The 13,158-nt window shown below is 44.4% G+C and carries 12 protein-coding genes; 2 read left to right on the forward strand and 10 right to left on the reverse strand.

Annotated elements, in window-relative coordinates; all coding sequences use genetic code 11:
- Positions 1–246: 246 nt before the first annotated feature.
- The gene (pckA, locus tag H6G48_RS23290) at positions 247–1,926 is read left to right on the forward strand and encodes a phosphoenolpyruvate carboxykinase (ATP) (RefSeq protein ID WP_190723474.1); all 1,680 of its coding nucleotides are present in this window, start codon (positions 247–249) and stop codon (positions 1,924–1,926) included.
- A 102-nt stretch (positions 1,927–2,028) separates the two neighbouring features.
- On the opposite strand, the gene H6G48_RS23295 is transcribed toward pckA, so the two are convergent.
- The 8 genes from H6G48_RS23295 to H6G48_RS23330 form a co-directional block, all read right to left on the reverse strand.
- Positions 2,029–3,246, reverse strand: coding sequence for a BaiN/RdsA family NAD(P)/FAD-dependent oxidoreductase (locus tag H6G48_RS23295; protein WP_190723476.1), 1,218 nt, complete (start codon positions 3,244–3,246; stop codon positions 2,029–2,031).
- A gap of 21 nt (positions 3,247–3,267) precedes the next feature.
- Positions 3,268–3,966, reverse strand: coding sequence for an urea ABC transporter ATP-binding subunit UrtE (gene urtE / locus H6G48_RS23300; protein WP_190723478.1), 699 nt, complete (start codon positions 3,964–3,966; stop codon positions 3,268–3,270).
- 38 nt (positions 3,967–4,004) lie between these two features.
- Positions 4,005–4,751 carry an urea ABC transporter ATP-binding protein UrtD gene (gene urtD / locus H6G48_RS23305; protein WP_052275869.1) on the reverse strand — a complete coding sequence of 249 codons (747 nt, stop codon included), beginning with the start codon at positions 4,749–4,751 and terminating at the stop codon, positions 4,005–4,007.
- A gap of 113 nt (positions 4,752–4,864) precedes the next feature.
- On the reverse strand, positions 4,865–6,019 hold the full coding sequence (urtC, locus tag H6G48_RS23310; RefSeq protein ID WP_190723480.1) for an urea ABC transporter permease subunit UrtC: 1,155 nt from the start codon (positions 6,017–6,019) through the stop codon (positions 4,865–4,867).
- A 3-nt stretch (positions 6,020–6,022) separates the two neighbouring features.
- The gene (locus H6G48_RS23315) at positions 6,023–7,219 is read right to left on the reverse strand and encodes an ABC transporter permease subunit (protein ID WP_004163064.1); all 1,197 of its coding nucleotides are present in this window, start codon (positions 7,217–7,219) and stop codon (positions 6,023–6,025) included.
- A gap of 94 nt (positions 7,220–7,313) precedes the next feature.
- Positions 7,314–8,630 carry an urea ABC transporter substrate-binding protein gene (gene urtA, locus H6G48_RS23320; protein WP_190723482.1) on the reverse strand — a complete coding sequence of 439 codons (1,317 nt, stop codon included), beginning with the start codon at positions 8,628–8,630 and terminating at the stop codon, positions 7,314–7,316.
- 340 nt (positions 8,631–8,970) lie between these two features.
- On the reverse strand, positions 8,971–9,246 hold the full coding sequence (locus H6G48_RS23325; RefSeq protein WP_002732425.1) for a TMEM165/GDT1 family protein: 276 nt from the start codon (positions 9,244–9,246) through the stop codon (positions 8,971–8,973).
- Between the two features lie 157 nt (positions 9,247–9,403).
- Entirely contained in the window at positions 9,404–9,736 is a 333-nt protein-coding gene (locus H6G48_RS23330) for a TMEM165/GDT1 family protein (protein ID WP_190356454.1), read from the reverse strand.
- Between the two features lie 213 nt (positions 9,737–9,949).
- On the opposite strand from H6G48_RS23330, the gene H6G48_RS23335 reads away from it, so the two are divergent.
- Entirely contained in the window at positions 9,950–10,555 is a 606-nt protein-coding gene (locus tag H6G48_RS23335; protein WP_002733700.1) for a vWA domain-containing protein, read from the forward strand.
- Between the two features lie 48 nt (positions 10,556–10,603).
- Here H6G48_RS23335 and glgA read toward each other — a convergent pair whose 3' ends face one another.
- On the reverse strand, positions 10,604–12,031 hold the full coding sequence (glgA, locus tag H6G48_RS23340) for a glycogen synthase GlgA (RefSeq protein WP_190723484.1): 1,428 nt from the start codon (positions 12,029–12,031) through the stop codon (positions 10,604–10,606).
- A 570-nt stretch (positions 12,032–12,601) separates the two neighbouring features.
- Positions 12,602–12,931 carry an NAD(P)H-quinone oxidoreductase subunit M gene (gene ndhM, locus H6G48_RS23345; RefSeq protein ID WP_002738864.1) on the reverse strand — a complete coding sequence of 110 codons (330 nt, stop codon included), beginning with the start codon at positions 12,929–12,931 and terminating at the stop codon, positions 12,602–12,604.
- Positions 12,932–13,158 lie beyond the last annotated feature (227 nt).

Raw genomic sequence — 13,158 nt, forward strand, 5'->3', positions numbered from 1 at the left:
ACTGGGAGATGACGGGTAAATAGGCAAATAATCCTGAATTACCGCTCTAAGATTGGCTTTACCGACAGCAAAAGACCAGATTAATCAGGCAAATATCGTCAAATAAACTAATCAATATAGCTTCTTAGGTGTCTGGGAGTGAAAAAAGACAGAGAACGGAGTTTTTCTAGTTTCTATAACTGCACTAATCAGAGACCTGGAACTTAGCTCTAAACCGACAACTAAATTATCAGGAGAATTGGGGTTATGCCGACTCTACACACGCTGACCAATGATAGTATCTCTTGTCCCTTGCCCGATCGCATGGAGAATGTCAATTTCTATTACGAATTAGAAAATCAAATTCATCCCACCTACGGCCTTGAAAACCTAGGCATGAAAAATCTCGGTCGCGTTTATCGCAATCTTTCCGTACCGCAATTAGTCGAACAGGCGATCGAACATCATGAGGGCGTTTTAGCCGATAATGGGGCTTTAGTGGTGGAAACGGGTAAATATACCGGTCGTTCCCCCAAAGATAAATTCATTGTCAAAGAAGCCACTAGCGAAAAGGAAATCGACTGGAATCAGCATAACGCCCCGATTAGCGAGGAAAAATTCCAGCAGTTATACCGAAAAGTCCTCGCCTATGTGCAGGGAAAAGACCTATATATCTTCGATGGTTACGTCGGGTCCGATCCTAATTGTCGCTTTGGCGTGCGCGTTGTCACCGAAATCGCCTATCATAACCTCTTTGCCCATCAGTTATTCCTCCGGCCCAGTGCGATCGAACTAGCTGCCCATCAAACTGATTTTACCGTGATTGCCCTGCCGGGGTTACAGGGAGATCCCGAGGATGACGACCTGAACAGCGAAGCCTTTATCGTCCTCAACCTGGCAAAAAAAATCGTTCTCATCGGTGGCACTCGCTACGCTGGCGAAATCAAAAAATCCGTCTTCTCGATGATGAACTACCTGATGACCAAACAAGGGGTTTTACCGATGCACGGTGCCGCTAACATCGATAAACACGGTCATACAGCCCTCTTTTTCGGTCTCTCCGGTACGGGTAAAACCACCCTTTCCGCCGATCCTAAACGCAGCCTCATCGGTGATGATGAACACGGTTGGTCAGAAGACGGCATTTTTAACTTTGAAGGCGGTTGTTATGCTAAAACCATCCGTTTAAGTGCCGAATACGAACCCCAAATCTGGGCGGCGATTCAATTTGGCACTATTCTCGAAAACGTGATCCTTTCCCCCGATAATCGCCTTCCCGACTACGATGATGGACGTTTGACCGAAAACACCCGCGCCGCCTATCCCCTGCGTTATATCCCTAATTGTGCCGTATCTGGCATGGGAACCCACCCGAAAACTATTATCTTCTTAACTGCCGATGCTTTTGGGGTACTGCCACCAATCGCCAAATTAACCACGAACCAGGCGATGTATCATTTCCTCTCCGGCTATACTAGCAAATTAGCGGGAACGGAACGGGGAATCACAGCCCCACAGGTGACTTTTTCCAGTTGTTTCGGTCAATGTTTCTTCCCCCTCTCACCCCTCGTCTATGCCCAAATGTTAGGGGAACGTTTAGAACAACACCCCGAAACCTCCGTTTATCTGATTAATACTGGTTGGTCCGGCGGTCCCTACGGAGTCGGCGATCGCATTTCGATCAAACACACCCGTGCTATGGTTTCCGCCGCTTTAAATGGCGATTTAGAGGAAGTCGTTTTCCATCCTCATCCCATCTTTCAAGTTCTCGTCCCCGAAATTGTCCCCGGAGTTCCCAAAAAAATCCTCGACCCGCGACAAGCATGGCAAGATGGCGAATCCTACGACCTACAGGCGCGAGAATTGGCCCATCGTTTTGTGGAAAATTTCCGTCAATTTACCACTGCCTCCCAAGAAATAATTGCAGCCGGTCCAATTTGGGAATAGCAACATCAAGGAACCAGTTATCAACTATCGGTTAAGGTGAGATTTTCTCGGAGTTTGATTGCCGTCGGGTGTATTGGGGCAGCCCAATACACCGGCATACTGCTATCTATTACCCATAGCTTGTCCGGCGAGATAACCAGTGGTCCAAGCGCTTTGAAAATTAAATCCCCCCGTGACTGCATCGATATCTAGTACCTCCCCGGCAAAATATAACCCCGGACAGATTTTACTTTCCATAGTTTTAAAATCCACTTCCTGAAGATTCACTCCCCCAGAGGTGACAAATTCCTCCTTAAACACCCCTTTTCCTTTGATTTGATATTCCCCTTGCTGTAATTCAATCATTAATCGATTGAGAGTATTTTTAGATAATTCGGCCCAGGGAGTTTCCGAGTTAACAGTCAAGTAACTTAATAAACTCTGCCAAAGACGCTTGGGTAACTGTTCAAAGGGACAATAATTAAAAAGTTTTCTTTTGGGATATTCACTTTTAGTTTGTAAGATAATTTCTCGCAATTTTTCAGGATGATAATCCCCCAACCAATTAATGATTAAAGGCATTCGGTAATGATGCTCGTGAAGTAACCGCGCCCCCCAAGCAGAAAGTTTTAAAATAGCCGGTCCACTGACTCCCCAATGGGTAATTAATAAGGGTCCGATTTGTTCTAATTTGCTTCCCCCAAGACGAACTCGCACTTTATCCACAGCAACCCCTAACAAATCTTTCAGACGAGGATCGGCAATTTGAAAGGTAAATAAAGAAGGGACAGGAGAGACTAGAGAATGACCTAAATCTTGAGCGGTGCGATAACCAAAAGGACTACTTCCCGTAGCAATTAAAAGCTTATCTGCCCTAATTTGCTCATCTCTCTTTAATTCAATTAAAAAACTTTCTTCCTGTTTTTTTACCGATTTAACTGGGGAATTTAGCCTTAAATTAACCCCAGCAAAAGTCGCACTTTCCCGCAGACAATTAACAATAGTTTCAGAATTATCGGTGCTGGGAAACATTCGTCCATCCGCTTCTGTTTTGAGTTTTACCCCTCGCAATTCAAACCATTTAATAGTATCTTGGGGTTGAAACCGACTAAAAGCTCCCCGTAGTGCTTTGCCACCGCGAGGATAATAATTAACCAATTGGGAAACGTCAAAACAATGATGGGTGACATTACAGCGTCCCCCTCCCGAAATCCGCACTTTCGCCAGAGGTTCTTTTGCCGCTTCTAGGATAGTAACGCCAGCTTTTGGGTTAGATTCTGCCGCTTTAATTGCGCCAAAAAATCCCGCTGCCCCGCCACCAATTACGACTATTTGAGTCATATATCAAGGAAAAAGTTAAGTTTAAACCGCCAAAAATCGCTGAATGACTTCTTGACTTAATTCGCTCGTGAAACCGGAAGCAACAATTCCCCCTTTCTGCATGGCGTAATATCGATCAGCTTGGCGGACAAAATGCAGGTGTTGTTCTACTAATAAAACGGCGATTCCTTTACTGGCAACAATGCGCCGTACCGCCGCTTCAATTTCGAGAATAATTGACGGTTGAATTCCTTCCGTGGGTTCATCTAAAATTAATAATTTTGGTTCCCCCACTAAGGCGCGAGCGATGGCTAATTGCTGTTGTTGTCCCCCGCTTAAATCCCCTCCCATCCGCGATAACATGGTTTTTAAATCGGGAAATAAATCAAAGATTTCTTCGGGAATTGTGGCATTTTTTCTTTTTGTGGGTAAAGCTTCCAAACCGAGAATTAAATTCTCTTTTACCGTTAAACGGGGAATAATATCCCTACCCTGCGGCACATAACCCAGTCCTAATCTGGCTCTTTGATCTGAGGTTTTATTAATCAGGTTTTCTTGCTCATAATTGATTACTCCCGCTCGCGGTTTTAAGATACCCATTAGAGTTTTTAATAGGGTAGTTTTACCCACGCCATTACGTCCAATTAAACAGACCATTTCTCCCGCATTAATGTTAAGGTCAACATCTCTTAAAATATGACTTTCTCCGTAGTAAACATTGAGATCAGATATGTGTAACATTGTCAACCCTTTTTAACTAATTTTAATCCTTTGACTTTTTATTCTTCCGAGGAACCTAGATAAACTTCAATAACTTTCGGATCATTTTGAATTTGCTCCATATTCCCCTCACATAGAACAGTTCCTTGGTGTAAAACCGTGACTTTGCGGGCAATTTGCCGGACAAATTCCATATCGTGTTCAATGACAATAATTGAATGACTTTCCGCTAGATTTAATAACAAATTACCCACGTTTTCCGTTTCCTCATCGGTTAATCCTGCTACGGGTTCATCTACTAGCAGTAAATCTGGTGACTGGGCCACTAATTGACCAATTTCTAAGCGTTGTTTTTCGCCGTGGGAAAGTAAAGAAGCGGATAAATCAGCTTTAGCAGTTAACCCGATAATTTCCAATAAACCAATAACTTTTCTGCTATCTTCTAGCGGAGGACGACCGAAAAGAGTTGAGAAAACATTTTTATTACGGTTGCTAACTAAATCGAGATTTTCTCGGACAGTTAGATTTAAATATACCCTAGGAGTTTGGAATTTGCGACCAATACCTAAACGAGCGATCGCAAATTCGGGAATTTTGCGGAGATCTCGACCTTTAAATAATACCCGTCCGATGGTGGGTTGCACTTTCCCCGTAATCACATCTAAAAAAGTGGTTTTTCCCGCACCATTGGGACCGATAATCACCCGCAATTCTCCCGTATCCATACTGAAATTAAGATTATTGAGAGCTTTAAAACCCCCAAAACTAACGGTAAGATTCTCGATTTCTAAGATTTTTCCAGTCATAATTTCTAAGAGGGAATAGGGAAGTATTTTCAGTGAACAGTCAGCAGTAATCAGTGAACTGAAAACTCACATCTGATAACTGATAACTGATAACTGATAACTGATAGCTAAGATCACTTATGCTCTAATTCTTCTCTTTCCAGTTGCACTTCCGGAGCTTCCTCAATACTAGGATAGGTAATTAAAGTTTTGCGGAAACCAAAATGAGTCAGCAAACGTTTAATTCCACCGAGAAGACCATCGGGAAGCACTGTCACCACAATTAGGAATAGGGCCCCTTGGAAAAATACCCAGACTTCCGGAAATTGTTCGCTTAAAAAAGTTTGGGCTAGGCGTACTAATAAAGTACCGACAACTGCCCCCACAAGGGTAGCACGTCCCCCCACAGCCACCCAAATCACCATTTCAATGGAAAAAGCCACATCCATAGAGTTAGGGGTGATAATTCCCGTTTGCACGGTGTAAAGAGCGCCGGCAACACCGGCAATTGCCCCAGAAATGGCAAAAACTAACACCTTAAACCAAGTAGGATCATAACCAGAAAAACGAACCCGCACCTCATCATCGCGAATGGCGACTAACAAGCGCCCAAATCTGCCCGTAGTTAACCAACGACAGAGGAGATAAATAGCCAGTAAACAGACAATTGTGAGTAAATAAAAGGCCACTTGAACGGCATCGGAACCCACCAGCAAACCGAAAATTGTTTGGGTATCGGTTTTTAAGCCATTAGTGCCGTTAATTAACTTCTGTTGACCGTTAAAAAAGTTAAAAAATACCAGTAAAGCCGCTTGGGTCAAAATCGAGAAATAAACCCCTTTAATGCGATTGCGGAAGATTAAATAACCTAATAATCCTGCCACGATCGCTGGTACAATAATTAGGGCTAGAATTGTCAAAGGTAGGGAATAAAAAGGTTGCCAAATAAAAGGTAATTCTGTCACCCCGTAGAGAGTAAAAAATTCGGGCATTTGTCCGGGGGGTAACTGAAGATTTAGGTACATGGCCAAAGCGTAACCACCGAGGGCAAAAAATATGCCATGACCAAGACTTAATAAACCCGTATAACCCCAGATTAAATCTATCCCCAAAGCGACAATAGCGAAGGAAAGAAATCGCCCCAATAAACGCAAGCGGAAAGCCGACAAAGCTAAGGGCAGTAACACCGCAAAGATGACCACTAAACCAACAATAACAGCGATTTCCGTGATTAACTTTTTCTTTTCCCGTTGTCGGGATTCTTTTCTAGTGATGGTTTCGGTAATCATAATCTATAACTCAGCAGTACGTCCTTTAGGAGGAAAAATTCCCGCAGGTTTGAATTGCAAGAAAGCAATAATTAAAGCAAAAATCATCACTTTTGCCATGCTAGTGGTGGAGAAAAAGGTGAAGAAATCCGTTAGGGGTTTTAGGGCTTCTACGGAACCAAAAATCAGAGCAAAAGTTCCCGAACCAATTAAATAATTAGCCACACCGATCGCCATAGCCGCGATAATAGTTCCCAGGAGATTACCCACTCCCCCCACCACCACTACCATGAAGGTATCAACGATATAATTTTGTCCCACATTTGGACCGACGGAACCCAAGAAACTAATCGCACAACCAGCAACTCCGGCTAATCCCGAACCGAGGGCAAAAGTCAAAGCATCCACTTGATTTGTCGGAATGCCTAAACAGGCACTCATCTGGCGATTTTGGGTGACGGCACGAATGCGTAAACCCCAAGAAGATTTATTTAAAAACCAATAAGTCCCTAACAAACAAAGGCCAGTTAAAATGATAATAAATAGACGGGTGTAGGGCATTTGAAAACCGGGTAAAGGTAAACCTCCCCGTAACCAGGCAGGAGCCGTGACATCGACGTTTCTGGCACTAAACCAGGGTCGAGCGAGAACCGGATTAAAAGATAAAAGATAGCCTAATAATCCAGCGATAGCTAGGGATAAAGGCAGGGTGATACCAATAGCTAAATTGCGAATTCTCTCCCAATCTAGGCGACGACTTAACAGCGTCATCGCCCCAAAAAATAACAGACAGAAAACTATTAAACTAATTACTAATAAGCCGTTGACACTTCTGACAAATTGCTGCAGAATTAAGCTGACTCCCCAAGTGGCCAGCAGCGTTTCTAGGGGTCTGCCGTAGAGGAACCTAATCACCCCCCTTTCTAATAATAATCCCGCCAATCCCGACACTAAAAAAGCGATCGGTAGGGCGAATAAAACATAAGTATCAAAGAGAGAAATACGGAAAGCTTGAAAGACATTTAAAATATAAATATCTTCAAAACCTTTAAAGATATTCTGCACCACAAAAGTAGTATAAGCCCCTAACATCATTAACTCACCGTGAGCTAGATTAATTACCCCCATCAGTCCGAAAACAATCGCTAGTCCTAAAGCCGCCAGCAATAGCACAGAACCGATGCTAATACCATTAAACAATCCTTCCAATAATGCTGACACTTTTCGTTATTCCTGTGCATTTTTAAGCTTTAAAAAGTGGGGTGAGCAGTAATGCTCACCGCACTCTCGTTATTGTCTGAAAAAACTCCTAAAACTAGGATTTTTCCATTTTGAACTTACCGCCCTTAGCCGGATCCGTCCAGTCACAGGCAAAGCCCTTAGTTTCGGGGACAAATTGGTTCCAAGGTTGCGGATCCACTACCCCCGGAGTTGACCAAACAATGTCAAATAGACCATCATCTCTCACCTGACCAACGCGGACGGTTTTGGAGATATGATGATTGGGGAACATTTCTACCGGTCCTTCGGGAGCATCGAATTTTTGTCCCACGGCCGCGGCGCGAACTTTGTCGAGATCATCGGCGGTTCCCGCTTGTTCCACCGCTTGCTTCCAGAGATAGACCATGATGTAGGCCGCCTCCATGGGGTCGTTAGTGACGCGCTCGGGACCGTATTTGGCTCGAAAAGCCTCAACAAATTTTTTGTTAGCGGGGGTATCTACGGTTTGGAAATAGTTCCAACAAGCGTACTGACCGAGGAGATATTCCTTACCGATTTGTTTAACTTCTTCCTCGGCAACACTCACCGACATGACCGGATATTTATCGGGAGTTAAACCGGCCGCTTGCAGTTGTTTAAAGAAAGCCACGTTACTGTCACCGTTGAGGGTGTTGAAAATAACGCCGCCATCGGGTAAAGCTTGCTTAATTTTGGTGATAATCGGGGTAACTTCCGTGTTACCTAGGGGTAGATAGTCTTCGCCCACGGTTTCGCCGCCTTTCGCCTTTAACTGCTCTTTAATAATCGTGTTGGCAGTGCGGGGAAAAACGTAGTCGGAACCGACGAGGAAGAATTTTTTCCCTTTATTTTCCAGCAACCAAGTGACTGCCGGCTCGATCTGTTGGTTGGGGGCAGCACCGGTGTAAAAGATATTCCTAGAACACTCTTGACCCTCGTACTGGACGGGATACCAGAGCATATGGTTTTTGGCTTCAAACACGGGTAAAACTGCCTGACGACTGGCGGAAGTCCAACAACCGAAGACAGTCACAACTTTGTCCTGATCGATCAGTTTGGTGGCTTTTTCGGTAAAAGTTGGCCAATCGGAAGCGCCATCTTCCACCACTGCCTCGATCTGTTTACCAAGAACACCACCGGCGGCATTGATTTCCTCGATCGCCAGTTTTTCCGCATCAACTACGCTGGTTTCACTGATGGCCATGGTGCCACTGAGGGAGTGCAGAATACCCACCTTAATTGTCTCTCCAGAGGCTGGGGCGGGACTAGCAGCCGGGCTAGGACTAGCCGTGGGGGTTTGGCTTTGATTGCCACCACAAGCTTTTAACAGAATACTGGTTCCCAAAGCGGCAGAACCGTACAGGAGAAATTTACGTCGTCCTAAATTTGACATGATGATCTTGAACTAACCTCGCTGACAATATTAGCTACTTCACACGGATGTTTTTGCTGAGGAGATTTTCGGGAATCTTTCTACGAATATCTGTGTGATATTACGGCTAGGTTAGCAGATTTTTTGTAACTTTCGCTACTTTTTGGATGTTTTTTGTGATTTTTGCTACTTTTTTAGAAAAAATTAATGATTTTTCTGGAATTTGCCTCAGTTTTTTAGCTATCAGGAGTCGGTCGCCGGTCGGGGAAGTCATAATAACACAATAGCCTCGCGTGCCTGGAAAAAGTGCCAAAACCGTTTTCTAGTAAGGCTTCCAGTAATATTCAGCCCAACCCAATTATCAATCCGAATCTGGCCAAAGCAGCCGGACAGCAAGCAGCGCAAAACCAATGGCCGCTATCGCTTTTAATATCTTAGCGGGGAATAACTGCGCCATACTGCCGCCCGCAAGGACTCCTAAGAAACTGGTGCAGATTAAGGCGGTAATTGAGCCAAAAAAGACAGCTTTAGGTGATTTGGAACTGCCACCGAGAGCGATCGCTACTAATTGACTTTTATCGCCGATTTCTGCCAAAAAAACCGTGATAAATGTCAGTCCGAATAATTGCCAATTCATAAATTCTAGGGAGATGGGTGATGGGGAGGTGGGGAAGTGGGGAAGTGGGGAAGTGGGGTGATGGGGAAGCTGTTTCATCACCCTATCACCCCAAAACCCTATCACCCTATCTCCTGTCTCGGAGTCTCCTGACGACCGACTCCTGAATACTGATTGCTTAGAGAATATCGCCGATCAGTAAACCAGTGATCAAAAGGAGAAGGATAGCGACACCGATATCTAAAGTTTTGGGGGAAAGACGACGAGCAATCCAATAACCGATCAGGACACCGAGGAGACTGGTAGCGATTAAAGCGCTGGCTGCCCCGGCAAAAACCACCCAGGGGGATTGGGATTCGGCGCTGATGAGAAGGGTGGCTAATTGGGTTTTATCGCCGATTTCAGCCAAAAATATGGTTAGGAAGGTGGAACTAAACACCGTCCAAAAACTCCAAGAAGGTGGATTATCTGGCTTTTTCTCGGTTAAGGCGATCGATTTGCTATCACTCATCGGCTAATTTAACAATATCGGGTTAAGCAATAATTTTCATACTTTTTTCATTTTAGCCCGACCGGTTTTCTGGCGATAGTTTCTGCTGTTGGGGGCGCTGTCTCCTCCCCCCAATAGTTAAAAAACCCTAGTCGATCGAGGTAGAGTTTCCATCCTAGAGTTTAATAATTATTAGACTAGGACGAGCGCAAATTGCTTGGAGGTATAGCCCCTATGGTAGAAAACAGAGATTATACTCTGATTATTGACAAAAGTGGCAGTATGTCCACTGCTGATAAACCCAGCGAGAAAACCCGTTGGCAAATTGCCCAAGAATCCACCCTCGCCTTGGCTAGAAAGTGCGAGGAATTCGATCCCGACGGCATCACTATCTATCTTTTTTCCGGACGTTTCCGACGCTATGATAATGTTACTTCCGATAAGGTGACACAAATTTATCAAGAAAATGAACCTATGGGGAGGACAGACCTAGCCGCTGTTCTTCAAGATGCCCTCAATAATTATTTTCAGCGCAAAACTGCTGGCAAAACTAAACCCAACGGAGAAACTATTCTGGTGATTACCGACGGAGAACCAGATGATCGCAAAGCGGTGATGCGTCAAATTATCGAAGCTTCTCGAAAACTCGATAGGGATGAAGAATTAGCCATTTCTCTGATTCAAGTAGGCCATGATCGACAAGCAACCGAATTTCTTAAAGCTTTAGACGATCAGCTAGAATCGGCGGGGGCCAAATTCGATATCGTTGACACAATTACTATCGATGATATGGAAGATATGACCCTAGCGGAAGTTCTTCTCAATGCCGTTACCGATTAATTTCTAGCCAGTAGGGGTGATATATCTTCACCCCTAATCAAGGAGGATTTAACTGCTAGTCAGGGCGACAAATTTATCTTTTTCTTCATCGGATAATTGATCCGATTGTCCGGTGATTTGTTTGTAGATTTTGAGATATTCCAAAGCGGATTTATACCAACTAAAATCTTGAGTCATTGCCCGTTGCTGTAGTTTTTGCCAATCCTGTTTATAACGGAAACTTTCCCAAGTCCGGATCATACAGGTAAACAGGTCTAAAGGTTCATAGCGATCGAAACTAAATCCTGTTCCTTTTTCCTGAATTGGGTCGTGGAAAGATACCGTATCGACTAAACCACCGGTGCGGCGTACCATGGGGATGCAACCGTAACGCATGGCCATTAATTGGGAAATGCCGCAGGGTTCAAAACGGGAAGGCATTAACAAAGCATCGGCCCCCCCATAGATGCGACGGGAAAGGGCATCACTATAGAGAAGATGCAGGGACATTCGCCCCCGGAAACGGGAAGTCATCTCCCATAGTTGGGTTTCATAATAGCGATCACCTGTACCCAAAATAATCAATTGTGCATCAGTATAGGTGAGAAAGCGATCTAAAATTTGCATCACTAGATCAATACCTTTTTGTTCCACCAAACGCGTCACCATCGCCATGACAAAGGCACTTTTACTGACCTGTAGCCCCACTTCTTCTTGCAGGGCAATTTTATTAGCCAGACGTTTTTCGATGGTTTCTGGGGTAAAATTCTGCTTAAGATAAACATCTTTAGCCGGGTTATACACCTCCGTATCGATGCCGTTGACAATCCCCACCAGATTGCCGGAAATATAGGACAATAATCCCTCTAAATTTTCGCCATAAATGGGGGTCTGTATTTGACGGGCATAGGTGGGAGAAACGGTGGTGATGCGATTAGCAAATTGAACCGCCGCAGCCATGGTATTATCGCCCTGCATATACCAAGGACACCAAGTCATTTTTTCTAATGCCTCCCGCCAAGGACCCTGGTAGGCGAGATTATGGATAGTAAAAACGGTGCTAATATCGGGGTCTTGGTGCATCCAGACGGGAATCATGCCCGTATGCCAATCATGACAGTGAATAACTTGCGGTTTCCAGTAATTCCAAGCGAATTCCGCCGCACCATTGGCAAATAGGGTAAATCTCCAGGCCTCATCTTCGCCTCCGTAGATATTGCGTCCAGAGAAAGCTAGATGACCAAAGAGGTAGAGAGGAATATCCGTATCGGGTAAAACCGTCTCATAGACTAAAAAATCCTGAAACATGGCGAATCCTGACCAAATGGGTTCGGAAGGGATGTCCATTTTTTCCTGGAGAAAACCGTAGTAGGGCAGAAAAATCCGCACGTCATGACCTAGCTGACGCAAGACTTTCGGTAATGCCCCAATTACGTCCCCCATTCCCCCAACTTTGGCAATTGGGGCGGCCTCGGCACCCACAAATAGAATTCGCATACTCTTCCCGCTTTACTTCACGACGACAAGAAATTTTAACAGATAAAACCACCCTAGCAGGATTTGCAAGCAGGTTATTATCGGATTAGCCTAGATTTTGCTTTCACCAACCAGAGAGCCAACGAGGGGCATAATTAGCTGTTTTGGACATTATTAAGTTTTGTCGCCTTTTTATTAAGTTTTAGCTGCTCGGCACCGGCACTGTCTGCTATTGTCGATTTAACCGACATTCCGCCTATCTTCATATACTTTTATATATCTTTACATTCCCCAAACTGTTTTGACGAAAAACCTTCACTGTAGAAACTACTATTGAGAACATTTTCAATAATTGGTTTTTTCTAAGAAAAAAAATTACAATTCTTCACTTGGATAAAAATCAATCATTGTCGCTATAGTCCTTACTGGTAAAGGATTGTAGGCTGTTAAGAAGTGCGGAAAGTGGGACTTAAGGTACATTTCAATCAATCCGATTATTAGGGATGAGTGACGGGCAATTGTTCGCTTCATTGCCGCGAGGCCAATTCCCCACCCCCCTAGGTATCCGGGTGGGGACTGACGCGGAATCGTTCACCCTAATTTCGGTAAACCCATACTGTAGTTCTGCACTCTGGCGTTGAGATTATAGCTAATTTCCCCTTTTTGCAGGAGAGAACGGATAAAATGTTCTAGATCTGAACCGATGCGACGGAGATTATATTCGCTCAGTTCTTCCCCATTGTAGGACTCTACCAATTCATCAAACTTACTATAAACCTTATTGAGAGCCACTTCTTCCCAATTAAATTCATTATCGGGATCCACATCAAGAGTCAAGACATTGTTACTCTCGATTAATTGATTATTTTTTACTTCAGCCGTATAAATGCGAATATGACGGGTCGTGGATTTTAACAGCATGGAATCTTCAGGGTAAGTTAGACGCTATGTCTAAGATTTTGCCATGATTTGCGGAAATGGGGAATTGGGAAGTGGGGTGTGGGGTGTGGGGTGTGGGAATTATGGATTATGAAGTGGGGTAGATAGGGAAGTGGGGAAGTGGGGGGGTGGGGAAGCTGTCTCATCACCCTATCACCCTATCACCCTATCTCCCTATCACCTGCCTCCCGAACAATGTTTACGGATCG

Origin of the sequence: Microcystis flos-aquae FACHB-1344 (assembly GCF_014698375.1) — a bacterium.
Taxonomy (GTDB): Bacteria; Cyanobacteriota; Cyanobacteriia; order Cyanobacteriales; family Microcystaceae; genus Microcystis; species Microcystis aeruginosa.